The organism is Mesorhizobium sp. B2-4-6 (assembly GCF_006442775.1).
GTDB lineage: Bacteria > Pseudomonadota > Alphaproteobacteria > Rhizobiales > Rhizobiaceae > Mesorhizobium.
This window is the reverse complement of the sequence record NZ_VFVI01000001.1, coordinates 820,119-842,653: the sequence shown is the minus strand read 5'-3', so window position 1 is coordinate 842,653 and position 22,535 is coordinate 820,119. Positions and strand designations below refer to the sequence as shown.

Here is a 22,535-nt window from a genome sequence, read left to right as displayed (position 1 = left end):
GCTTTCAGCCGATATCGATCATCACCTTACCGGCCTCGACCTTGACCCGATAGGTCTTGAGGTCGACGCAGACCGGCGCGCCCTTGGCCTGGCCGGTCTTGTAGTTGAAGCGGCCATTGTGCTTGGGGCATTCGATGATGTCGTCCATCACCAGCCCGTCTGCCAGATGGGTCTTTTCATGCGTGCAGAGCCCATCGGTCGCGAAGAAATCATTATCCGGCGAGCGGTAGATCGCGAAGGTACGGCCGCCATGGTCGAAGCGGATCACATCCTCCTCGTCCACATCGCCCACCGCGCATGCTTCGACCCACTCCGCCATCGTCCCTCTCCGGCCATCGTGTTTCTCTGGATTGCTGCGCCGCCTATTCGGCGGCCGCGGCCGTTATGTCGAGATCATGGAATTCGCCGCGATAGGGCTTGGCCGTCGGCGGCAATTCGCGCTTGAGATAATAGTCCTCGTATTTCAGCTGCCTGAGCAGTACCGGCCAGACCTCGCGATAGGCGTGCCACATCGACGGGTTCGGCACCGGCAGATCGTGCTTGATCAGCTCATGCAGCTTCGGCAGCGCGTGGTAGGGGACCATCGGGAACATGTGGTGCTCCACATGGTAGTTCATGTTCCAGTAGATGAACCGGCTGATCGGGTTCATATAGACGGTGCGGGTGTTCAGCCGATGATCGGTGACGTTGTCGGCGAGGCCGATATGCTGCAGCAAGCCGGTCGTCACCATGTGCCAGGTGCCGTAGAGGCGCGGCAGGCCGATCAGCACCAGCGGTATCCATGACCTAAGCGCCATTGCGACAGCGATCGTCGCAACATAGACCGCCATGTGCCAGCGCGCCGCGGTCACCGCCTTGTGCTGCTCCATTTCCGGGATGTAGCTCTTCTCGTCGTCCGACAATGTGCCGAAGGCCTGGCGCACCAGCGTCGGCAGAGAATAGCGGAAATCGAGGATACCGGTGAAGGCCAAAGCCGCCTTGATGAGATCCGGCGGCCGCATCACCGCGATCTCGGCGTCGCGGCCGACGATGATGGTGTCAGTGTGATGGCGCGCATGGCTCCAGCGCCACTGCACTGGATTGCGCATCAGCATGAACGAAGCGATGTGGTAGACGACGTCGTTCATCCAGCGCGTGCGGAAGGCAGTGCCGTGGCCGCATTCGTGCCAGCGCGAGTCGCTCGAAGAGCCATAGAGCACGCCATAGACGAACAGGAACGGCACGACCCACCAGGTGGCCCAGAACCAGACGATGCCGGCGGCCGAGCCCAGGATCGCGGCGATCCAGATGATGGTGTCGCGGATCGCCGGCCCGTCCGAGCGCTGCATCAATTCCTTCATGGTCTTGCGCGCCACGTCGGTGTGATACCACTCGGCCGAGGCAAGTCCGGTCTCGATCGCCCGGCGGGTGCTGTCGCCGACAAGGCTGTAGTCGCGCTTGTTTGCCATCGTCACATCGGTTTCCAATCAAATCCGGTCCGCCGGCCGGAGGGCTTGCTATGGATAATTGTCGCGCTCATGCCCTGCCCGCCAGTCTTGGGAAATTGCCGGAGGGCTGAGGATAATCCTGCTCGGGCTGGCGGGCGATGGCCGCGATCCTGCGTTCAGCGCCAGCAATCGCCTCCTTGCCGTCGAGAATGCGGAACACCGCGTCATAGGCACGGGTTTCGTCATGCTCGAGCCAGATCATCTCGCCACGCTCGCGCGCGGCGAGATTGCCGAGCACATGGTGCGTCGAGGGCTCGATGCCAAGCGCATACTGCCCAGCCTGGAAATTCTGCCACTCGTAACAGCAAGGCAACTGGTCCTTGCGGGTGACGACCTCGAAGCCGAGGCCGAGCCGGTCGTTGACGACAGCCACCGGCACCTCGCCCGTGGCGTCGGCGCCTAGCTCATGCTGCCAGACCTGCTCGCTGAAGCCGAATTGCGGCTCAGGCATGGTGCGGTAGCCGATCTTCTGCGCCTCGTAACGCTCGCCGGCATGCGCGGCCCAGACGACGTCGCGGATCGGCGCCAAATAGCGCGAGCCTGCGTCGAGCAACGGATGCCCGACATTGACATGGTAGAAATACATATGCGGCGTGCGGTGGAAGCCGTGATTGACGACACGGTCCGAGAGCCGGATCTCGTTGCCGCCGACATCGGCCTCGATGCGGCGGATGAGGTGCAGATCCTCGCCGAACACGCTCGCCTGCTGGACGATGCCTTCCGCCCACAGCACGCAGCGGTCGCCGTTCCAGGCCTCGCCATAGCCGGTGAGCCGCGCCGGAATGGTCCCGACGCGCCCATGCAGCGAATGCGTCACGGTCTTGCGTCCGGGATAATTGTAGTTTTCGGCCGGCACCTCGTTACGGCCGAGGATGTGGTCGAGCCCGCAGGTGACCAGCAGGCCGGAGAAGGACCGCCCCCAGGCAAAGCCGTCCTCGCCTTCATAATCGTGCAGGCCTGGGTTGCGAAACCCGCTCGGCGAATGCCAGCCGATCGCTTGGCCCTTGTACTCGCAATCGGCGATGTCGAGCGCGCGGTCGACCAACGCGGTGAAACGCAGGCCCGAGCCGGTGCGGAACTCGAGCATGCGGATGCCACGCTCGACGCCGTCGCCAAGCGTCATTAGCCGCACCCCGGCGAATTGCGACAGCATGCCGGAGCGTTCGGCGACCTGCCGGCGCGAAAGCGTTTGTTCGTAGAGCTTCACCATGCCGTCACTGCGCCCTTTTCATCAGGGCCGACAGGTCGGCGCCGGTTATCAGGCTTTCCACCGTCAAGAGATCGGTGTCGGCGACCGTCTGCTCTGCGACGATCTCGCCGCGGCGCATGACGATGATGCGGTCGGCGACCTCGAACACATGGTGGATGTTGTGGGTGATCAACAGCACCGAATGTCCCGCCTCGCGCATCTCTTTGACGAAGCGCAGCACGCCATGCGTTTCCTCGACGCCGAGATTGTTGGTCGGCTCGTCGAGGATGATCACCTTGGCGGCGAACTGCATGGCGCGCGAGATCGCGATCGACTGCCGCTCGCCGCCGGAAAGCGTCGAGACCAACGCGTCGGCGTCGAGCTTCTTCGAGATGCCGACGCGCTTCAGCAGCGCTGAGGCAGCATTGCGCAGCTTGGCGAGGTCGAGCGGCGCGAAGACGCCCAGCCATTTGAGATTGACCGGCTCGCGGCCAAGGAACAGGTTGCGCGCGATGCTGAGGTCCGGCGCAAGCGATGTGTCCTGGTGGATGGTCTCGATGCCGAGGTCCATCGCCTCGCGCGTCGAGCGGATCGAGACCTTTTCGCCGCGCACATAGATGTCGCCGCGATCGATCGGGAAGACGCCCGAGATCGCCTTGATCAGCGTCGATTTGCCGGCGCCGTTGTCGCCGAGCAGCGCCACCACCTCGCCTTCCTTGAGCGTCAGCGAGGCATTCTTCAGCGCGCGCACGCTGCCGAAGGATTTTTGCAAATTCTGCAGCCGGAGCACTTCCTGCATCGTCATCAGCTCCTTGCGGCGTTTTTCTGCAGCAGTGCGTGCAGGATGAGCATGGCGAGGATGATGACGCCGACGAAGATGTTGTAGGCGAGCCCGGGCACGCCGACGAGCACGATGCCGTTGCGGATCGCGCGCAGCATCAGCGCGCCGACGATGGTGCCGAGGATGGTGCCGCGCCCGCCGGTCAGCGCCGTGCCGCCGACCACCACCATGGCGATCACTTCGAGCTCATAGCCGGTTCCCGCCACCGGCGAAGCCGCCGAAATGCGGAAGGCGCTGATCATGCCGGCGAGCCCGGCCAGCACCGAGGTCAGGACGAACAGCCAGATCTTGACCGCGTCGGCCGGCACGCCGCGCGCCACCGCCGCGTTGCGGTTGGAGCCGATGGCGCTGATCCAGTTGCCGAGCTTGGCGTAGCGCAGGATGTAGATCGCAAGCAGCGACAGGCCGACGAACCACCACAGCGAGGTGTAGAAGCGGAACGAACCAAGATTGAAGCTGCCGGCGAGCAGCGTGACGAAAAACCCGGGCTGGTCCCATGACTTCAGCGGAAAGCCCTGCGTGATGTAGAGCGCCGCACCCCGCACGATCAAAAGCATCGACAGCGTCACCAGGAAGGACGAGATGCCGATCTTGGTGACGATCACGCCGTTGATCGCGCCGATGACGATGCACAGCAAAAGCCCGGCCAGCAGCGCCACGCCGATATCGACGCCGGCGTTCTGCACCAGCAGCATCACCACCACCGGCGCCAGGCCGAACACCGCGCCGACCGACAGGTCGAATTCTCCGGCGGTGAGCAGCAGCGTCATGCCGAGCGCGATGATGCCGAGCTCAGGCAGGAACGCCATCATGTTGGAGATGTTGAGCGGCGACAGGAAATTGCGGTCGGCGACGCCGAACACCACGAGAAGCATGATGAGGATGACGAAAGACGAGAATTGCGGCGAGCGCATCAGCCTCGACCTGCTCCTTGCCCCTCGTGCGCCGTCTTCCGCGGTGACTGCCATGACCTGTTGAACCATGCTTGCTATATGGCGCCCGCCGCTCACGCGGCGGGCGCCAGTTCCTCACTTCTTGTCGTAGAGCTTCAGGATCGGCTCGACGCTGGAGGCGTCGTAGAGGCCGAAGGTGTGGATGTCGTAGCCGATCGGCTCGCCCGAAGCCGCAAGCCCGAGCAGCGCGACCGGCATGAAGCCTTGCGCCGAGGGATACTGCCAGGCGGCGGCGTTGACGAAGCCGTCCTTCACCGCCTGCGCCGTCTCCTTGGAATTGCCCCAGCCGACCACCGGGATCTTGCCGGCCGGAATGCCGGCGCCGTCGAACACCCGCTTGACGCTGGCCGCCACGGAATCGCCCAGCGCGATGATCGCCGGCGGATTGTTGGCGACCATGTAGTCGGTCATCTTGGCGATGATGCCCGCCGGATCGGTGCCGCAGTCGACCACGTCATACTTGATGCCGAGCGGATCGAAGACGCCGGCGATGCCTTCCGTCTCGAGCTGCTGGTAGCTGGCGCCCGGAACCTCGACCGGCAGGAACACCTTGTCGCCCTGCTTCACCATTTTGTGGTCGACGAGATATTTCGCCCAGATGGCGCCGGCTTCCTTGAGGTCGGCGCCGACATAGGCCTGGCGGCCGGTCGCCGGATCGTCCGTGTTGAAGAACACGATCGGTATGCCGGCAGCCTTGGCGGCCTTCACTTCCTCGGTCCACAGTCCGGGCTGCGCTGACGTCGTGGCGATGCCGTCCGGCTTGGCGGCCAGCGCCGAGTTGAAAGCCTCTTTCTGGGCCGCCATGTCGCCGCCGCTGAAAGAGATCTTGCAGGTCACCTTGAGCTGGTCGCAGGCCTTGGTCGCGCCGGCGTTCCAGTCGATCCAGAACGCGTCCGACGGGCCGCCATGTGACAAAAGATAGAACGTCTTCTGGCCGTCAGCGGCGTGCGCCGCCGAGCCGAACGCGACGCTGGCGAACACGGCCGCCGTGGCCGCCAGCTTCAATCCAAACTTCAACATCTCGTTTCCTCCTATCTTGCAAATGCAGGCGCCGCTCCGGAATGGGCGGCGCCCTGCGATCTCACAGACCGTTGGCGCGCAGCTTCCCGTCGAGGAATTTCTTGGCGCGCGGCACGTCGTCTTCCGACAGATGCTCGATGATCATCGGGATGTTCGGATGCTTTTCGGCGAGCCGCTGAAGATAGAGGTCGTAGTTCAGCGAGCCGAGGCCCGGCGCCGGCAGTTCGATTTCGCCGACACCGCGGAAGGTGTGGCTTTCCATCGCGTCGGCGTCGCCGATATCGGCATGCTTCTCGGACTTGTCGTCGCCCGAGCGCTTCACGTCCTTGGCGTGGGCTATTCTGATCTTGTCGGTCAGCGTGTCGAAGACTTGGTTGAGGATCTGGTCCATCCGGTCGATGTTGTGGGTCTCGAAATAGTTGGTCGGGTCCATCAGCAGGCCAAGGCCGGGATGGTCGACCTGCGCGAACATCTTCACCGTCTCCTCGACCGAGCCGACGACATTGTTGACATAGGTTTCGAGCAGGAACACCGCGCCGTGGTCGTAAGCCGTCTGTGCAAGGTCGGCGATCACCTTGCGGCATTCCTCGAAACCTTCCTCGGTCTTGTTCTTCGGGTGATGCACCCAGTCGGACTCGGTGTTGTAGGTGCCGGTTTCCGAGATCACGTAAGGCGAGCCGAAATGGCGCGCGTTGCGGATGATCTCCTTGAGATAGCCGACGCGCTTCTCGCGCTCCGCCTTGTCCGGGTGGATGATGTTGGTATAGCCCGACACGCAGCAGACCGGCAGGTTATGGTCGCGGAAGGTGTCGCGCACCTTCTTCGCCTTGTCCTTGGTGATCTGGCCGGCCGACAGGTCGACATCCTTGAAATGCAGATCGAGCTGCACCGTGTTGAAACCGAGGCCGCGGATCTTTTGCGCCGTCTCTTCGAGGCCGTACGGGAAATAGCCCGTGAAAATGCCTGCCTGCATCATGATCTTGAATTCCTCCCTGTAAGCGATTCAGTTGCCAGTAATTTCAGTTGATTGGGTTGATTCAGTTTGTCGGGATTTCGGAGAGCTTGACCGTGCGGCCCTCTGCCATCGAGCGGTAGCCCGCCTCGACCAGCGCCATGGTCTTGACGTTGTCGGCGACGGAGAGCGCCGGCGGCGTGCTGGTTTTCACCGCGTGCTGCAACTGCTCCATGACGCCGATGAAGGCGTGCGGGAACCACATCGTTTCCCAGCTCGGGCTCACCCATTCGCCGCCGGTCGTCTCGGCCGAAGCGTAGGTCAGCGTCGAGGCGGCACCGGTCGGCCAGCCGATCGTGCCCTTGGCGACGCCCTTGGTGCCGTCGACACGCCAGTTGATATGTTGGTCGTCCTTGTAGCCGTCCTGACGCGGGCCGGACCACACGTCCTCGAGCGACACGGCAAGCACACCCGACGGGAAGCGCAGCGTCGACACGGTGATGCCGTCGGAATGGTCGAACTGAGTACGCGGGTCCTTGCGCGTAAGCGTCGTGATCTCGTCCGGATCGCCGAACAGGAAGCGCAGCACGTCGAGGTGGTGCACGCTCATATTGGCGAGCGTCAGCCGGTCGTAGCCCTGAAGGAAGGTCTGCCAATGCGGGATCGCGTGCATGTCGATCTGCGCGAAGACGATGTCGCCGAGCGCGCCGCTATCGATGATCTGCTTCAACACGCGCATCGACTGGTCGTAGCGCATGTTCTGGTTGACCGAGAGGATCTTGCCGGCCTTCGCCGCCTCGTCGCGCAGTTTGACGGCTTCCTCGACCGACAGCGCCAGGGGCTTCTGCGCCAGGATCGCCTTGATATGCTTCTGCTTCAGCGCGTGGCGGATCAGCGCCGGCTGCTGGTCCGGCGGAAAGGCCAGGTCGATGATGTCGACATTCGTGTCCTCGATGAGCTGTTCCGGGGTGTCGTGAACGGTCGGAATGTCCCAGCGGGTGGCGACCTTCTCAGCATTCGCCTTGGTGCGCGAGGCGATCGCCACCACCGGAAAGCCGGCTTCCTTGTAAGCCGCCAGATGGCACTCGGCCATGATCATGCCGGCGCCGACGCAGCCGATTTTGTAATCCCTGGTGCGAACCTTGACGTCCGGCTCGAAGCCTTTGCCTGCCATCTCTTCCTCCCGAAATTCTTTCCTTGCGGCCGCCGTCACAGCGCGCCTCCATCCTGGCCGAAATAATGCACGCGACCCGGCTCGCAGGATATCGTCACCATCGCATCCGGCCTGATATCGGGCTGGCCGCGCAGCAGTGCCCTAAGCCGCGCTTGCCCTGCCGCGAGCGTCACCACGCTGTAGCCGCCGAGCGGCTCGACCTCGAACACCCGCGCCGGGCGGCCTTCCACCGTCCCGTTGTCCGTCCAGGGTCGGACCTTGAGGTCTTCCGGCCTGAGTCCGATCTCGATCGCCTCGGCCGGCGCCTTGGCATCGGCGATGCGTATTGTCCCTTCAGCAGCCTCGATCCCACCCACGCCGTGCACCGACGGCAGGATGTTCATCATCGGCGAGCCGAGCATGCGCGCCACATAGGCGCTTGCCGGCCGATCGTAGATCTCGGCCGGCGCGCCGATCTGCCTGATCCGGCCGTTCTCCAGGATCGCCATGCGGTCGGCGACCGACATCGCCTCCTCCTGGTCATGCGTGACATAGATCAGCGTCTTGCCGAGCTCGCGCTGGATGCGTTTCAGCTCGACGCGCGTCTCCTCGCGCAGCCGCGCATCGAGCGCCGAGATCGGATCGTCCATCAGATAGGCTGCCGGGTCGCGCACCAGGGCGCGCGCGATCGCCACGCGCTGCCGCTCGCCGCCGGAAAGCTGCGCCGGCGGCTTGTGCAGGATGTGGCCGATGTGCAGCTTGGCCGCGACGTCGGCCAGCCGCTTCTCTATCTCGGCCTCGGCGACCTTCCGCTCGACCAGCGGGAAGCGGACATTGTCGCGCGCGCTCATATGCGGAAACAGCGCCAGGTTCTGGAACACCATGGCGACGTTGCGCTCGGCCGGCGAGACGCTGTTGACCGGCTTGCCGCCGATCAGGATCTCGCCCTGATCCGGCACTTCCAGACCGAGCACCAGCCGCAGGATCGTCGACTTGCCGGACAGCGGCGGCCCGAAGAAGCAGAAGAACTCGTTGTCGTTGACGGTGAAGGAAGCGTCGTCGACGGCAAGCGTGCTGCCGTAGCGCTTCGTGACATTGCGAAAGATGATGTCGGCCATGTCTCAACCCGCCTTCACTGCGAGGCCGGTGGTGGCGTCGAAGACGCGCACCGACGAGGCCGACGGCGCGACGACCGCCGTCTGCCCGACCGACAGCCCGACATCGTTCTCGAACACCGCCTTCGCCGCGCTCCCGCCTTCGCCGAGATGGACGATGGTGCGCGCGCCGATCCGCTCGACGAAGCTTACCGGCATCGACAGCCCGCGCTCGGCAAGCGCCACCTGCTCGGGCCGGAAACCGTAAAGCACGTCGCCGCGCGCCGCTCTCGCAGCTGAAGCCAGTTCATCCGGCAAGGGCGGCGTGACGCCGAGGGGTCCGAGATCGATCACCAGTCCGCGATCGCTTTCCGCCGGCCTGCCTTTCAGCAGGTTCATGCCGGGCGCGCCGATGAAGCGTGCGACGAAGACGTTGGCCGGATTGTTGTAGACCTCGAGCGGCGTGCCGACCTGCTGCAGCACGCCGTGATCCATCACCGCGATGCGGTCCGCCATGGTCATCGCCTCGAGCTGGTCGTGCGTGACATAGACCATGGTCTGCCTGAACTGGCGCTGCAGCTGCTTGAGCTCAGTGCGCATCACCGCGCGGAAGGCGGCGTCGACATTGGACAGCGGCTCGTCGAGCAGGAAGATCGCCGGCTCCATGATCGCCGAGCGGCCGATCGCCACGCGCTGCAGGATGTTGACCGACAGCCGGTCCGCCTTGCGGTCGAGCAGCGGCGAAAGCTGGAGCATCTCGGCGATGGCGCCGACGCGGCGATCGATCTCGGCCGTGGCGGCGCCGCGCATCCTCGGCCCGTAGGCGAGGTTCTGCCGAACCGTCATATGGGTGAAGATGGCGTAGTTCTGGAAGACGAAACCGACGCCGCGCCGCCCCATCGGCACGCCGGCCATGTCGCGCTCGCCGAACAGGATCTTGCCGCTGGTCGGCTCCTCCATGCCGGCGATCATGTTCATCGTCGTCGACTTGCCGCAGCCGGACGGCCCGAGCAGCGCCATGAACTCGCTGTCGGCGATTTCGAGATCCATCGTCTTCAGCGCGGTGAAGTCGCCGAATGTCTTGACCAGGTTCTTGAGGTGGATCGCGCTCATGCCGGCACCTCCCCCGCCTTCGCCATGCGCTTCATGGCGTAGACCGCGACGATCGAAAGCACGATCAGGATGGCCAGCGCGATCGCCGCCACATAGCCCCAGATCAGGTCCTGCGTGGTGACCTTGTAGATGTAGACCGAGATCGTCTCGGTGGCGACGCCGGGACCGCCGCCGGTCATGATGTAGAGCGTGTCGAATATCTTGAAGTTCTCGATCACCCTTATCGCCAGCGCGATGATGATGATCGTCTTCATCTTCGGCAGCACGATGGTGATGAAGCGCTGCCAGGCATTGGCGCCGAGCAGCGTTGCCGCCTTCATCTGGTCTTCCGGCACGCCGACCAGGCCGGCGAGCAGGATCAGGAACATCAGCGGCGTCCACTGCCAGATGTCGGCGATCATGACCGCGATCAGCGCCAGATTCGGATCCGACAGCCAGGCGATGGTCACCGGCGTGCCGACGATCCGCGACAGGATATCGTTCACCGGACCGCCCGACTGGAACAGCATGAAGAACATGTAGCCGGCGACCGCGGGCACGACCATCATCGGCATCAGCAGGATCGAATAGAAGATGCGCTTGCCGGGAAACTCGTCGGCGAACAGGGTCGCCAGAGCCAGGCCCAGCAGGAACTCCGCCGGCACGCAGACCAGCATGACGATCGCCGTGCGCTGCAGCGCGCTCCAGAAGCGGGTGTCGGCCGCGAGATCGGTGTAGTTGGCGAAACTGTTCCACATCTCCCAGGCGTTCCACCAGCCGGCGCCCGAAAGCGGCGACCAGTCGGTGACGCTGATGTAAAGTTGCATCAGCAGCGGAAAGGCCGAGATGAACAGCACCAGGACCTGCGCCGGCAAGGTCAGTCGGAAGCCCAGCCTCGAGCCCTCGTCAGGCGTGGCGGGCTTTGTCCGCGCGCCCATCTCGTCCTCCGAAATCGTCGCCGTCACCGCGCTCATTGCTTGAGCGCTCCGAAGGTCAGCCCGCGCACCAGATGGCGCTGGATGGCGATGCCCATGATGACCGGCGGCACCGCCGCGATCAGACCGAGCGCGGCCTTGGCGCCATAGAGCTGTCCGGTCATCGAGGACGACAGCGATGCCATGTAGACGGGGATCGTCACCCATTCGCGCGTCGTGAGCAGCAACGCGATGAGATAATCCGACCAGTTGAGGATGAAGACGAAGAGCGCGGCACTCGCCAGCGGCGCGCGCATCATCGGCAGCGTGATGCGGGTGAAGACGCGCAGCCGCGAGCAGCCCTCGACAAGTGCTGCCTCCTCGATCTCGCGCGGCATGTCGTCGAAGAAGGTCTTCATCAGCCAGAAGGCGAAGGGCAGCGTGACGATGCCGTAGATCAGCGCCAGCCCCCACCATGTGTCGTTGAGGTTGAGGAACGCCCACATGATCATCACCGGGATCATGACGGCCATCGGCGGAAACAGCCTCAGCTGGATCAGCGCCAGCGGCAGGTTCTGGCCGGAGCTGAAGCGCGACAGGCCGTAGGCCGCCGCAGTGCCGGCCGACATGGCAATCGCGGTCCCGAACACCGCCGAAAGCAGCGACGACAGGATCGGCTTCAGCGCCGTGTGGTCGAGCGCGACGATCAGATCGTTGTCGGATTCGCCGAACACGAAGCGGAAATTGCTGAGCGTCGGCTGCTTCGGCCACCAAGTCAGGTCGGCGCCGGTCGCCGACCACTCGCCGATCGGCTTGAAGGCCATCGACACCATCCACAGGATCGGCACCAGCGTCACCGCCATCGCCGCGAGGATCGCGGCGTAGCGGAATATCTCGAAGGGAACGGAACGCTTCATCTGGCTGCTTTGCTGGTGGCGTTGCTGGCGAAGGGGAGGAGCAGTCGCCCCTCCCCTCCTTTTCTGATCCAGGGAGACGGATCAGCTGATCGGATCGAGAACGGTGGGCCATGCCTCCTTGTTGGTCTTGATGGCTTCGAGAAGCTTGTCCTCGCCGATGCGGCGCGCGATCTTCTTCCAATCGCGCTCGGTATCGGCCATCGCCTGGTCCGGCGTCTTGGCCTTGGTCAGCGAGGCCATCAGGTTCTCGTCGAGCGCATTGTGGAAGGCGGTGGCGCCGGGATAGTTGATGGTCGGCACCGTGCGCGCCACCGTCTCGCGAACGACGTCCATGTGGTAGGCGTGATAGGTCTGGCGGACCAGCGGATCGGCGAAATCCGAGAGCCGGAACGGATCGAGATAGCCGCCGGGATTGGCGCTCATCCAGGCATAGATGCGGGCCGAGCCCAACCACTGCAGCAAGAGGTAGGCGGCTTCCGGATTCTTCGACTGCGACGAGACCATGCCGGTCAGCGAGAACCACAGAACGGAGCGGCTGATCAGCTTGCCGTCGATCTCGCGTCCCGGCGGCAGCATCGAGCCTATCTTGCCGGTGACGGCGGAATCCTTGTTGCCGGCATTGTCGAGGAATTTAGGCAGGTTGGAGAAGGCGCAGGTCATCGCCGCACCGCCCTTGGCGAAATTGCCATACTGCTCCGGCCAGCCCCACGAGATCGCGTCCGGCGAATGATGCGCCAGCGAATCCACATATTCCTTGGTGGCGGCGATGCCTTGCTCGGAATTGATCAGCGGCTTGCCGTCGTCGCCGAACAGGAATTGGTTGGGCGAGGCCATCGAGACATAGCGCTGGTACCAGTTGGTGTAGCCCCAACCCTGGTTGCGCAGGTCGGTCGAGCCGAACAGGCCCTTGTCCGGCCGCTGGAAGAAGGCCGCGACATCGCTGTGCTGCTTCCAGGTCTTGGGCGGGGCAAGGTCGTAGCCGTACTTGTCCTTGAACGCCTTCTGCTCGGCGGCGTCGCCGAACAGGTCGGCGCGGTAGACCCAGGTCTGGAAGTCGCCGTCGAGCGACACGCCATAGGTCGAGCCGCGATACTGGTTGAGCAGCGACACGCCCTTGGCGCCGTTGACGTAACCCTGCTTCGGATCGTCCCATTCCGGCTTGTGCTTGGCGACGAAGTCGTCGAGCTTGGCGATGCCGCCGGTCTCGGCGAGATCGCCGAGGCGGTTCCATTCGGTCGAATAGATGTCGTAGGCCCCGCCCTTGGTGGAGATGTCCTGCATCGTCTTGGTGAATTCCTGGCCGTTCGGCAGGCCGACGATCTCGATCTGGATGCCGGTTTCCTTCTCCCACAGGTCCTTGATCGACGGCGCGCCGGCCGGGAACGGCTTGGTCAGCTGGCCGATCGAGCCGTCGGAGAGGCCAAGCACGATCTTCGCCGGCGCCTTGCCGGCCGCCTTCAGGGCCTTGGCCGCCTCGACCGCACGCCCTTCCGGCGTGTCGGGCCCGTACTGATAGCGTTCGGCGCCGTCGAAGCCGGTCGGCCCGCCGATCATGCCGGGCGCCAGCGCATCCGCCGCGAAGGCGCGGCCGGGACGAATGAATTGTGGTGCAATACCGGTCGCAGCGACGAACACCGCGGCCTTTCCTCCGGACGCCAGCAGGCGGCGCCGCGACATGCGGATCAAATGAGACATCGAATTCCTCCCTCGGGGCCTGTTCCTCCATGGCCCACGTGAGGGATATTGACGACAGCGCGTGAAGCCTGTCAACATCATAAATACTCAAAACACGTCATAAGATCGCAAATGAGGGAGAAAATGCAGTCCGCCGAACCCATCACATCGCACCCACTGCTTGGATTTGAGGGGCTTTCGCCGCGATCCGACCGGCTTGGCAGGACCTTCGCCGCCTTATGTAGCGCGCCGGCTTGCGCGCAAGCCAAGGGCGGTTACATCATTTCACATCAGAATCGCGGTCGCTGCCGAGGCGTTTTCCGGAACTGAGTGGAAGCTGCGTGATTTTGATGCTTGCGATGAGGTGCTCGACGTGCGGTCAACCCTGACAGACATAGCCCGGGAAGCCGGCGTTTCTCCGGCTACGGTCGACCGTGTGCTCAACAACCGGCCAGGCGTGCGCGCCCGCACGCGCGAGATCGTCATCGAGATGGCGCAACGCCTTGGCTATATCGCCGAGACGCCGAACGGTGCGCCGCGGCGAACCGCACCGGGACAGACGATCAGGCTCGACTTCGCGCTGCCCGCCGGCACCAACTCCTTCATCAAGCTGCTGCACCGGCACATCGAGGCGCAGGCGCTGACGCGGCCCGATCTCGACGTCCGCGTGACGACCATCGAAGGCTTCAATCCCGACCGGCTCGCCCGCCTGCTTCAGGACCTGCATGGCCAGACGCAAGGCGTCGGCGTGATTGCGCTCGACCATCCGACGGTGCGCGAGGCGATCCGCTCGCTGTCGGCCAGCGACATCAAGGTCGTCACCATCGCCTCCGACATCCTGCATGTGCCGCGGGTCGCCTATATCGGCATCGACAACCGCGCCGCCGGCCGGCTGGCCGGCTATCTGCTCAACCGCTTCATGGCCGCAGGACATCCGGGCAAGGTGGCGCTGTTCGCGGGCTCGCTCGCCTATCGCGGCCATGAGGAGCGCGAGATGGGTTTCCGCCATATCCTCGCCGAGGAATCTCCCAACCTCGAGATCGTCGAGATGCGTGAAATGCTCGACGACCGCGAAAAGGCCTATTCGGAGGCTTCCGCTTTGCTAGAGCGCCACCCCGACCTCGCCGCGATCTACAATGTCGGCGCCGGCAACACCGGCATCGCCCGCGCGCTGAAGGAACGCGGACGTGCCAAAGAGATCATCTTCCTCGGCCATGAGGTGACGGACGGCACCAAGGAACTCCTGCTCGACGGCACGCTCGACGCGGTGATCGACCAGAACCCGCGCGTCGAGGCCAGGGAGGCGCTCAACATCCTGTCCCACTCGGTCAGGGGGTTGCCCTACGAGCTTCACCAGCCGCGGCTGCAGGTGATCTTCCGCGAGAGCATCCCGGAGATTTGAGGTATAGGAACGCGTCTTTACAAGTCCTGTCAGGCCTCCGATCCGAAATGATCGACAAAGGCCCTGAGCAGGCCGAGCCGGCCCAGCGATTTCGGAAAAAACACAAAGAAGCCCGGACGCCGCAGGCTGTGTTGCGGCAAGACTTCCACAAGATCCCCTCGTCGCAGATCCTCGGCAACACCGGCACGCAGCGACCAGCCGATACCCAGGCCTTGCCTTGCCGCCTCTACGACAGTGCGCAGATCATTCAGGACAAGTTTCCCCGAGACATCCACGGAAATCTCACTGCCATCGACTTGGAAACGCCACTCGGCGATCCGCCCCGAGGATATCTGTCGGTGTCGGATGCAGCTGTGGGACAGCAGATCGCGCGGATGCATGGGATGCCCGTGGCGATCCAGATAGTCGGGAGCGGCAACGTAGGCGCCGTTCAGCGGCGATGTCAGGCGACGTGCGATCATATCGTCCTGCAGGTGGTCACCGAGCCGAATTCCAGCATGGAACCCTTGCGAAACAATGTCGGTAAGGCCTTCATCTATCGAGAGATCCAATTCAACCCGCGGATAGGCAGCTTCAAATGCCGCCAAACGGGGAGCGATGATCAACTGCCATGCCCGGTAAGGGAGAGTGACGCGCAGTTGACCTGATCGCGCCTTGCCGGTCTCGCGCGCGGTATCCAGAGCTTCTTCGATTGCTCCTATCAGATGACGCGTGCTCAGGAAGAGTGCCCGCCCGGCGTCGGTCATCATGACGGATCGCGTGCTGCGAGTGAACAGCGCAGTGCCGAGCCGGTCTTCGAAGGCCTTTAGCTGCAGGGAGACCGCCGGTGGATTTACGCCGAGCACGCGCGCTGCCGAACGCAGCGACCCATGCTCGGCGATCGCCAAAAAAGTCTGCAATCCTGACAGCTCTACTCGCGGCATTGATTAATATGACCAATCATACTGATCATATTATGCTGCCTATTCGCACCGATCAACAGTTGCAAGACTGGGAAATCATGACGGGAGACAACAGATGGCTGCCCAACCGACAGAACGATCTCTGCCAGTCACCGGTGTGATCGTCATTCTCATGACCGTGTTTGCGATGGCGCTGACCGACGCCTTCGTAAAATTCTCCAGCGCCAGTCTGACGCTCTGGCAGATTTACGTGCTGCGCTCCTCGATCGCGTTTCCAATCCTGCTCCTGCTCACACGCGGCGCGGTCTGGCCGTCGGCTCCCGGTTGGGTAGCGCTCCGCAGCGGAGCGCTGCTGCTGATGTATCTGGCGATCTACGCAGCGATCCCGATCCTCGACCTTTCCGTTATCGCTGCGTCTCTTTACACGGCGCCCCTGTTCATCGTGCTGCTGTCGTCGCTCGTCCTTGGTGAGCGCATCGCGCTGCTTCATTGGGTGGGCATCGCAATGGGGTTCGCCGGCGTACTTTTGATTGTGCGCCCGACGTCGGACGGTTTCTCGCCACTGCCGCTGATACCGGTCGCCGCCGCACTCCTCTATGCAATCGCGGCGGTTCTCACACGCGCCAAATGTGCTGGGGAAACGCCAATGACCATGGCGTTGTGGCTGAACGCAACGCTGCTTATCGCCGGGTGTATCGCGAGCCTCGTCATCGGGCTCGCCGGCTCTTGGCCAGCCTATCCATTTCTGTTCGGAAACTGGGCCGCCATGGGGTCGCGGGAGTGGCGGATCATCGTCATCCTCGCGGCCCTGATTGTTGCTGTGAGCATAGGTTTGGCTCGTGCCTATCAATCGCCCAAACCCCAGATCATAGCCACATTCGACTACGCCTATTTGATCTTCGCTGCATTCTGGGGCTATGTGTTCTTCAACGAGGTCCCCGGCCGGACGACTGTCGCCGGAATGGTATTGATTGCCCTTGCCGGCGTGTCGGTGCTTTGCATCAAGCCCTCAGCGGACGGCACCGCGACCGCCCGATCGGGAATATCAGGCCCGGTCAACGAGCAACCGTGATCCTAATTCAAGGCGATAAGCACCGTGCTGTCCGGCGACCAGCTGAGCACCACCGGCTCGCCCTCGGCAAGCCGCTCAGCGCCAGTATTCTGGACGATCACTTTCAGTGTCTGGCCGTCGCGCTCGACGAAGTAGGTGCTGTTGTTGCCGGCAAAGATGCGTTTCGAGACTTGTCCCTTGAGCGTGTTCGCGTTGCCTTCATCAGCCTTCCCCGCACCGCTCGAAATCCGGATGCGTTCGGGCCGGACCGCGCAACTCGCCTTGGCCCCGGCCGGCACCGATGCGCCTGTCGATGCCTCGATCGTCGTGCCGTCCGGCAGCTTGATCCCGGAGCCGGTCGCATCGCCGCGAAAGATATTGGCGTCGCCGAGGAAGGTCGCGGCGAACTCGCTTTGCGGCCTGTCGTAGATCTCCTCCGGCGGCCCTTCCTGCACCATCCTGCCATCGCGCAGGATGCCGATGCGGTCGCTCATCGTCAGCGCTTCTTCCTGGTCGTGCGTGACGAAGATGGTGGTGATGCCGATCTCGCGCTGGATGCGCTTCAGCTCGATCTGCATGTCGACGCGCAGCGCCTTGTCGAGCGCGCCGAGCGGCTCGTCGAGCAGGAGCACGCGCGGCTTGGTGACGATGGCTCGCGCCAGCGCCACGCGCTGGCGCTGGCCGCCGGAGAGCTGGTGCGGCTTGCGCGCGCCGAGCTTGCCGAGTTGCACGAGATCGAGCGCGCGCTGAACCTCCGAAGCGATCGTCGCCTTCGGCTCGCCGCGCACCGAGAGGCCGAAGGCGACATTGTCGGCGACGCTCATATTCGGGAACAGCGCATAGTTCTGGAACACCATGCCGATGCGGCGCTTTTCGACCGGCACGCGCTCGACGCTTTCGCCGCCGATGGCAATGCGGCCGGCGTCCGGAAAGTCGAAGCCTGCGATCTGGCGCAGCAGCGTTGTCTTGCCGCTCCCCGATGGCCCGAGCAGCGCGTAGAAGCCGCCATCGGCGAAATCGATCGACACATCGTCCAGCGCCTTGTGCGCGCCGAAACTGCGGGAGACGTTCGCGACCTGGACGCCAGCCATCATTTTTCTCCGCCGAATTTGAAGAAGCGCGCCGTGAGCAGCATCAGCGCCATCGACACCACGATGATGATCGTCGAGACCGCGTTGATCTCAGGCGTGAAGCCCTTGCGGATCGCGGCGTAGATTTCGACCGGCAGCGTGGTCTGGCCGGGCGTCGACAGGAAATACGAAACGACGAACTGGTCGAACGACACGGCAAAGGCGAACAGCCCGCCGGCGATCACGCCGGGCATGATCCAGGGCAAGGTCACGCGCATGGTCACCTGCCACTGGTTGGCGCCGAGCGAGCGCGCCGCCTCTTCCAGCTCAGGCGCGAAGGTCTGCAGCCGCGCGGAGACGACGACGATCACATAAGGCAGCGCCAGCGCGACATGGCCGAGCAGGATTGCGACAAGCCCGCGACCGATGCCGACGCCGAAGAAGAAAATCAGCATCGCCGTGCCGGTGATCAGCCACGGAATGGCGATCGGCGGGAAGAGCAGCGCCTGCAGGAGCTTCTTGCCGCGGAACTCGTGGCGGTAGAGCGCGAGCGAGGCCATCGCGCCCAGCACCGTCGAGATGATTGTGGTGATGACGGCGATCTCGATGCTGTTCCAGATCGCCGCGATCAGTTGGTCGTTCTGCCAGAGCGAGGCGTACCAGTCCGTCGTCCACTCGAACGGCAGCTGGTAGAAGGGCGAGGCGTTGAAGGACATCGCCGCCATGATGACGATCGGCAGATAGAGGAAGCCGAGCAGAAGCACGATGTAGAAGCGCCCGAGCCATTCGAGGATGCGTGTCGTCGCCATCAGCCGGCCCTCCGCAGGACCGGCGCCGCCAGCGCCAGGATGATAAGCACGACCGCGAGCAGGATGAAGGAAAGCGCGGCGCCCAGCGGCCAGTTGAACACGGCGACGAACTGGTCCTCGATGACGGTGCCGTAGAAGGTGCCGGTGCGGCCGCCGAGGATGCGCGGCTCCATGAAGGAGCCGACGACCGGCACGAAGATCAGCGCGGCACCCGCGATCAGGCCCGGCATCGACAGCGGGATGATGACCCGCCACAGCACCTGCCGCCGCGAGGCGCCGAGCGAGCGTCCCGCCTCGATCAGCGAGTCGTCGATGGCCTGCAGGGTGAGGTAGCAGGTCAGCACCATGTAGGGCACATAAGAGTGCACCAGGCCGATGATGACGGCCGGATAGGAATACATGAGATCGATGTTGATCTTGAACGGCAGCACCGCGTTGAGCGCTGTGTCGAGGATGCCGCCTTCGCGCAGCACCATGGCCCAGGAGAATATCCGCACCAGCCCGTTCGACCAGAACGGCAGGATGACGAGCAGGAAGATCGCCTCGCGGCTGTGCCCTTTGAGCACCTTGGCCAGCACATAGGCCGCCGGATAGCCGATGACGACGCACCACAGCGTCACTTCGAGGCCGAGACGCAGCGATGAAAGCAGCAGCGTCGAATAGAGGCTTTGCGAAAAGAAGGCCGCGTAATTGCCGAGGGTGAAGCCCCACTCCTTGCCTGCCAGCGGCAGGTCGGTCATGAAGGAGAAGAACACCATGGCCGACAGCGGCAGGAAGATCGCCACCGTCAGCCACAGATAGGCGGGAAGGAGAAGCGGCAGGGCCGGCTTCAGTCCGCGCCGCGAACCGATCGCAAGCTGGTCAGCCATTTTGCCTCTCCTCCCCGAAAGACGTGATTACTTCACGTTGACCTTCAGCTCCTGCCACAGCGCCAGATACTTCTCGCGCTGCTCGTCGGTGATCGGCGCCTGGAACTGGATGCGCTTGGCGACATCCGGGCTGCCCATGACCTTGCGGTTGAAGGCGTCCTCGGGGAGCGCCTCGACCGCCTTGGTGTTGGCCGAAACCGGCGCGCCGACCTTGGTGACCCATTCGACATAGAATTTCGGGTCGATCATGTAGTTGATGAAGGCTTCAGCGCCGGCGACATTCTTGGAGCCGACGGGGATCGAGAAAGCGTCGAGCCAGGCGACAGAACCTTCCTGCGGGATGACCAGCGAGACCGGCAGCTTGAAATGCGTCTTGGCGCGATCGGCCGAACCGCTCCAATAGGTGCCGATGTCAATCTGGTTGGAAGCGACCATCTGGTTCCAGTCGTTTTCCGAGCTCCAGAAGGTCTTGATCTGCGGCATCAGCGAAGTCAGCTTCGCCTTGACCGCTTCCATATCCTTGATGTCGTTGATGTTCTGCCCCGACGCCAGCGCGCCGAACTGCACCGCCTCGACGGCGTCGTCGCGGATGATGACGCGGCCCTTATGCGCCGGGTCCCACATCTCGGCGATGCTCGTCGGCGGCTTGTCGAAGGATTTTTCGTTGATGGCGAGAGCGGTCAGGCCCCACACCCACGGCACGCCATAGACCTTGCCGTCATGGTTGAGCATCGGCGAGCCCGCCTTGTCCTTGGCGATGTCGGCATAGTTGGAAAGCTTCGAGACATCGATCGGCTGGATCAGCTTGCCGGCCATCGCCTGGTCGTTGAAGGCGGCATTGATCATGACGACGTCGTAGAGGCCGGGATTGGTGCGGATCTTGGTCAGCATCTCCTGTTCGGAGTTGAAGAAGTCGTTGACCACCTTGAAGCCGGTCGCCTTCTCGAAATTGGCGACCGCCCACGGCTCGTCGGCGCCATAGCCCTTCCAGTTGAGCACATGCACTTCCTCGGCCGCTTGTGCTGCCAAAGGGAATACACAAACCGTGAATGCGGAGACGAAGACGGCGGTGGCCGTCAGAAAAGCGGTCAGTCTGGGCATGCGCATGGTATTTTCCTCTCATTGTTTGCCCGATTGACGGGCTTGTTAAGTCGCTTCCGCCCGGCCAAGCGCGGCCGTCGCTGCGCCGCGCTGGGTCAGGAACTCCTGGATCTCTTCATCGGTCGGCGCCGAAGACCCGCCATGGCGGGTGACCGAAAGCGCGGCGGCCGCATTGGCGTAGCGCGCCGCCTCGCAGGCGCGCATGCCGCGCGACAATGCGCTGACGAAGGCGCCGATATGCGTGTCGCCGGCGCCATTGGTATCGACCGCCTCCACCTTGAAGCCGGGCACCGCCCGGCTACCGCCGTCGGCCATGCGCACCAGGCAGCCACGCGCGCCGGCGCGGATGACGACGCCTTCGGCTCTGGGGCAATGCTCGGCGAGCAACCGGATGGCGACGGTTTGGGCATCGCCGGCGCCAGCTATTGCGGCGGCCTCATGGGTGTTGCAGCTCAGCCAGGTCGTGCGCGCCATCACCCTGTCCAGGATCGGCCGCGGAATGTCGGCGATCACCGGCGTCGGATCGAAGACGAAAGGAATGTCGGCCGGCAGCGCCTCGATCCAGTCGGTGAGCGCGTCGCGGCTGCCGGGATAGCTCAGCGTATAGCCGGAGGTGAAAACCCAATCGCCCGGAACGACGTGGACGGGCGCCATCATGTCGAGCGCGAGCCGGCTCTCAGCACCAGGCCACGAGACGAAGGTTCGCTCCGCGTCGCTGCTGATCATGGCAACACAATTGCCGCTATCCATGAGGGGCGACGGCGGCGTCAGCGCCTCGATGCCTTCGGCGGCGAAGGCGGCGCGCAGGAAGTCTCCGTCCGGCCCGGTGCCGAGCTGGCCGCCGAACACCACCTTCATGCCGGAGCGGCTCGCCGCGACCATCATGTTGAAGCCGCCGCCGGCGACGCGGGCGTAGCTCGTCGCGGTCTTTTCCGTGCCGGCCGCCGGCAAGGCGTCGATGCGGTAGACATAGTCGACCACTGCGCTGCCGACATGGACGAGCCGCCCACTCATGCCGCGTCCTCCGTGCCTGGACCGGTCTTGGCCGTCCGGGCCGCGACCAGATCCTTGGCCAGCGCGCGGACATCCGCGATGTCGATGCCATGCAATTCGCAGATGCGATCCTGCGGCAGCCTCGACAGGCCGGCGCAGGCGCCGGCCATGCCGGCCGCAATCGCCCCGATCGTGTCGGTGTCGCCGCCGAGATTGGCCGCGATCACAGCAGCCCGCCACGCATCGCCTTGCGCGACCTCCAGCACCGCGAATGCCGCCGGCACCGATTCCTGGCTGGCGACGCCCGTGCCGACCAGGTCGACGATCAGCTTGATTGCTTCCTTCTCCGCCTTGCCGCGGACAAGCGACTGCGCCCAGACAATGCGCGCGGCGATGTCGCCGCCGGTGACCCAATGGCCGAGCGCAGCACCCAGTCTTGCAGCCGCGGCGGCATGGCCGGAAGCGGCGCGCCAGTCGCCACCCGAGACACCAAGACTGACAGCGGCTGCGACCGCCGCGGCCGAGGCGATGGCGATCGAGGTGTTGTGCGTGGCCCGGCATGTCTGCGCCACCTTTGCGACGAGCGCGTCGAGCGGCTCCGGCGGCATCATGATGCCGACCGGCGCGATGCGCATTGCCGCGCCATTGGTGTCGCCGCTGCGTCCGGCCTCTTCGGCCGGTACGCCGCTGTTGATGGCGTCGATGGCGCGCTTGGTCGATGGTCCAAGCAGGTCGTAGCTGCCGCGCGCCTTGACGTCGCGCTCCCAGTCGAGCAGCGCGCTGACCCAGCGCGCATGGTCGAAACGCTCGCCGGACTCGACCAGGATGCGGCCAAGCAGCAGCGCTTGCTCGGTGTCGTCGGTGATCGCGCCGGCCGGCAGTCCTTTCGACACGGGATGATCGGCGGCAGGCGCGACGAAATTCTCGACATGGCCATAGAGCTCGGCGACGCGGGCCGGCGACAGAAGCTGCGTCGGCATGCCCAGCGCATCGCCCAGCGCGCCGCCGATCAGCGCGCCCATTGCCCGATCCATCGAGGCAGCGGCCGCCAT

At 64.1% G+C, this 22,535-nt stretch carries 22 protein-coding genes; 2 read left to right on the top strand and 20 right to left on the bottom strand.

The features are described from left to right. Positions 1 to 4: 4 nt before the first annotated feature. From FJ957_RS04045 to FJ957_RS03985, 13 genes are all read right to left on the bottom strand, one after another. Entirely contained in the window at positions 5 to 319 is a 315-nt protein-coding gene (locus FJ957_RS04045; protein WP_140828781.1) for a MocE family 2Fe-2S type ferredoxin, read from the bottom strand. A 43-nt stretch (positions 320 to 362) separates the two neighbouring features. Then, entirely contained in the window at positions 363 to 1,448 is a 1,086-nt protein-coding gene (locus FJ957_RS04040; RefSeq protein ID WP_140829547.1) for a fatty acid desaturase family protein, read from the bottom strand. A gap of 67 nt (positions 1,449 to 1,515) precedes the next feature. Then, positions 1,516 to 2,697 (bottom strand): aldose 1-epimerase family protein, encoded by a 1,182-nt coding sequence (locus FJ957_RS04035; protein WP_140828779.1) that lies wholly within the window; start codon positions 2,695 to 2,697, stop codon positions 1,516 to 1,518. A 4-nt stretch (positions 2,698 to 2,701) separates the two neighbouring features. Then, positions 2,702 to 3,481, bottom strand: coding sequence for an ATP-binding cassette domain-containing protein (locus tag FJ957_RS04030; protein ID WP_181180492.1), 780 nt, complete (start codon positions 3,479 to 3,481; stop codon positions 2,702 to 2,704). Further along, complete coding sequence (locus FJ957_RS04025; RefSeq protein ID WP_140828775.1) at positions 3,481 to 4,485, bottom strand: ABC transporter permease; 1,005 nt, start codon at positions 4,483 to 4,485, stop codon at positions 3,481 to 3,483. The genes FJ957_RS04030 and FJ957_RS04025 overlap by 1 nt, the downstream gene beginning before the upstream one ends. A gap of 60 nt (positions 4,486 to 4,545) precedes the next feature. Continuing rightward, positions 4,546 to 5,490 (bottom strand): substrate-binding domain-containing protein, encoded by a 945-nt coding sequence (locus FJ957_RS04020; protein WP_140828772.1) that lies wholly within the window; start codon positions 5,488 to 5,490, stop codon positions 4,546 to 4,548. A 61-nt stretch (positions 5,491 to 5,551) separates the two neighbouring features. Continuing rightward, positions 5,552 to 6,466 carry a sugar phosphate isomerase/epimerase gene (locus FJ957_RS04015; RefSeq protein ID WP_140828770.1) on the bottom strand — a complete coding sequence of 305 codons (915 nt, stop codon included), beginning with the start codon at positions 6,464 to 6,466 and terminating at the stop codon, positions 5,552 to 5,554. Between the two features lie 61 nt (positions 6,467 to 6,527). Next, positions 6,528 to 7,616: a Gfo/Idh/MocA family oxidoreductase gene (locus FJ957_RS04010; RefSeq protein ID WP_140828767.1), complete on the bottom strand. Its 1,089-nt coding sequence runs from the start codon at positions 7,614 to 7,616 to the stop codon at positions 6,528 to 6,530. Positions 7,617 to 7,651: 35 nt separating this feature from the next. Further along, complete coding sequence (locus tag FJ957_RS04005) at positions 7,652 to 8,713, bottom strand: ABC transporter ATP-binding protein (protein WP_140828764.1); 1,062 nt, start codon at positions 8,711 to 8,713, stop codon at positions 7,652 to 7,654. A 3-nt stretch (positions 8,714 to 8,716) separates the two neighbouring features. Further along, the gene (locus FJ957_RS04000; RefSeq protein WP_140828760.1) at positions 8,717 to 9,802 is read right to left on the bottom strand and encodes an ABC transporter ATP-binding protein; all 1,086 of its coding nucleotides are present in this window, start codon (positions 9,800 to 9,802) and stop codon (positions 8,717 to 8,719) included. Beyond that, the gene (locus FJ957_RS03995; protein ID WP_140828757.1) at positions 9,799 to 10,755 is read right to left on the bottom strand and encodes a sugar ABC transporter permease; all 957 of its coding nucleotides are present in this window, start codon (positions 10,753 to 10,755) and stop codon (positions 9,799 to 9,801) included. Before FJ957_RS03995 ends, FJ957_RS04000 begins: the two co-directional genes overlap by 4 nt. After that, on the bottom strand, positions 10,752 to 11,612 hold the full coding sequence (locus tag FJ957_RS03990) for a carbohydrate ABC transporter permease (RefSeq protein WP_140828755.1): 861 nt from the start codon (positions 11,610 to 11,612) through the stop codon (positions 10,752 to 10,754). The genes FJ957_RS03995 and FJ957_RS03990 overlap by 4 nt, the downstream gene beginning before the upstream one ends. A gap of 81 nt (positions 11,613 to 11,693) precedes the next feature. Then, positions 11,694 to 13,307 (bottom strand): extracellular solute-binding protein, encoded by a 1,614-nt coding sequence (locus tag FJ957_RS03985; RefSeq protein WP_140828753.1) that lies wholly within the window; start codon positions 13,305 to 13,307, stop codon positions 11,694 to 11,696. A gap of 352 nt (positions 13,308 to 13,659) precedes the next feature. Between FJ957_RS03985 and FJ957_RS03980 the strand changes: the two genes are divergently transcribed. Continuing rightward, positions 13,660 to 14,688: a LacI family DNA-binding transcriptional regulator gene (locus tag FJ957_RS03980; protein WP_140828751.1), complete on the top strand. Its 1,029-nt coding sequence runs from the start codon at positions 13,660 to 13,662 to the stop codon at positions 14,686 to 14,688. Positions 14,689 to 14,717: 29 nt separating this feature from the next. Here FJ957_RS03980 and FJ957_RS03975 read toward each other — a convergent pair whose 3' ends face one another. Continuing rightward, complete coding sequence (locus FJ957_RS03975; protein WP_140828749.1) at positions 14,718 to 15,611, bottom strand: LysR family transcriptional regulator; 894 nt, start codon at positions 15,609 to 15,611, stop codon at positions 14,718 to 14,720. Between the two features lie 94 nt (positions 15,612 to 15,705). Here FJ957_RS03975 and FJ957_RS03970 point away from each other — a divergent pair, with 94 nt between their 5' ends. Beyond that, positions 15,706 to 16,662 (top strand): DMT family transporter, encoded by a 957-nt coding sequence (locus FJ957_RS03970; protein WP_140828747.1) that lies wholly within the window; start codon positions 15,706 to 15,708, stop codon positions 16,660 to 16,662. A 2-nt stretch (positions 16,663 to 16,664) separates the two neighbouring features. Here FJ957_RS03970 and FJ957_RS03965 read toward each other — a convergent pair whose 3' ends face one another. The 6 genes from FJ957_RS03965 to FJ957_RS03940 are packed head-to-tail and all read right to left on the bottom strand — an operon-like array spanning position 16,665 to position 22,535. Further along, complete coding sequence (locus FJ957_RS03965; protein WP_140828745.1) at positions 16,665 to 17,732, bottom strand: ABC transporter ATP-binding protein; 1,068 nt, start codon at positions 17,730 to 17,732, stop codon at positions 16,665 to 16,667. Further along, positions 17,732 to 18,520: an ABC transporter permease gene (locus tag FJ957_RS03960; protein WP_140828743.1), complete on the bottom strand. Its 789-nt coding sequence runs from the start codon at positions 18,518 to 18,520 to the stop codon at positions 17,732 to 17,734. Before FJ957_RS03960 ends, FJ957_RS03965 begins: the two co-directional genes overlap by 1 nt. Further along, on the bottom strand, positions 18,520 to 19,389 hold the full coding sequence (locus FJ957_RS03955; protein WP_140828741.1) for an ABC transporter permease: 870 nt from the start codon (positions 19,387 to 19,389) through the stop codon (positions 18,520 to 18,522). Before FJ957_RS03955 ends, FJ957_RS03960 begins: the two co-directional genes overlap by 1 nt. Positions 19,390 to 19,416: 27 nt before the next feature. Continuing rightward, complete coding sequence (locus tag FJ957_RS03950; RefSeq protein WP_140828739.1) at positions 19,417 to 20,496, bottom strand: ABC transporter substrate-binding protein; 1,080 nt, start codon at positions 20,494 to 20,496, stop codon at positions 19,417 to 19,419. 39 nt (positions 20,497 to 20,535) lie between these two features. Then, positions 20,536 to 21,504 (bottom strand): PfkB family carbohydrate kinase, encoded by a 969-nt coding sequence (locus FJ957_RS03945; protein WP_140828737.1) that lies wholly within the window; start codon positions 21,502 to 21,504, stop codon positions 20,536 to 20,538. Then, positions 21,501 to 22,535, bottom strand: a complete 1,035-nt coding sequence (locus FJ957_RS03940) for an ADP-ribosylglycohydrolase family protein (protein ID WP_181180490.1) — start codon at positions 22,533 to 22,535, stop codon at positions 21,501 to 21,503. Before FJ957_RS03940 ends, FJ957_RS03945 begins: the two co-directional genes overlap by 4 nt.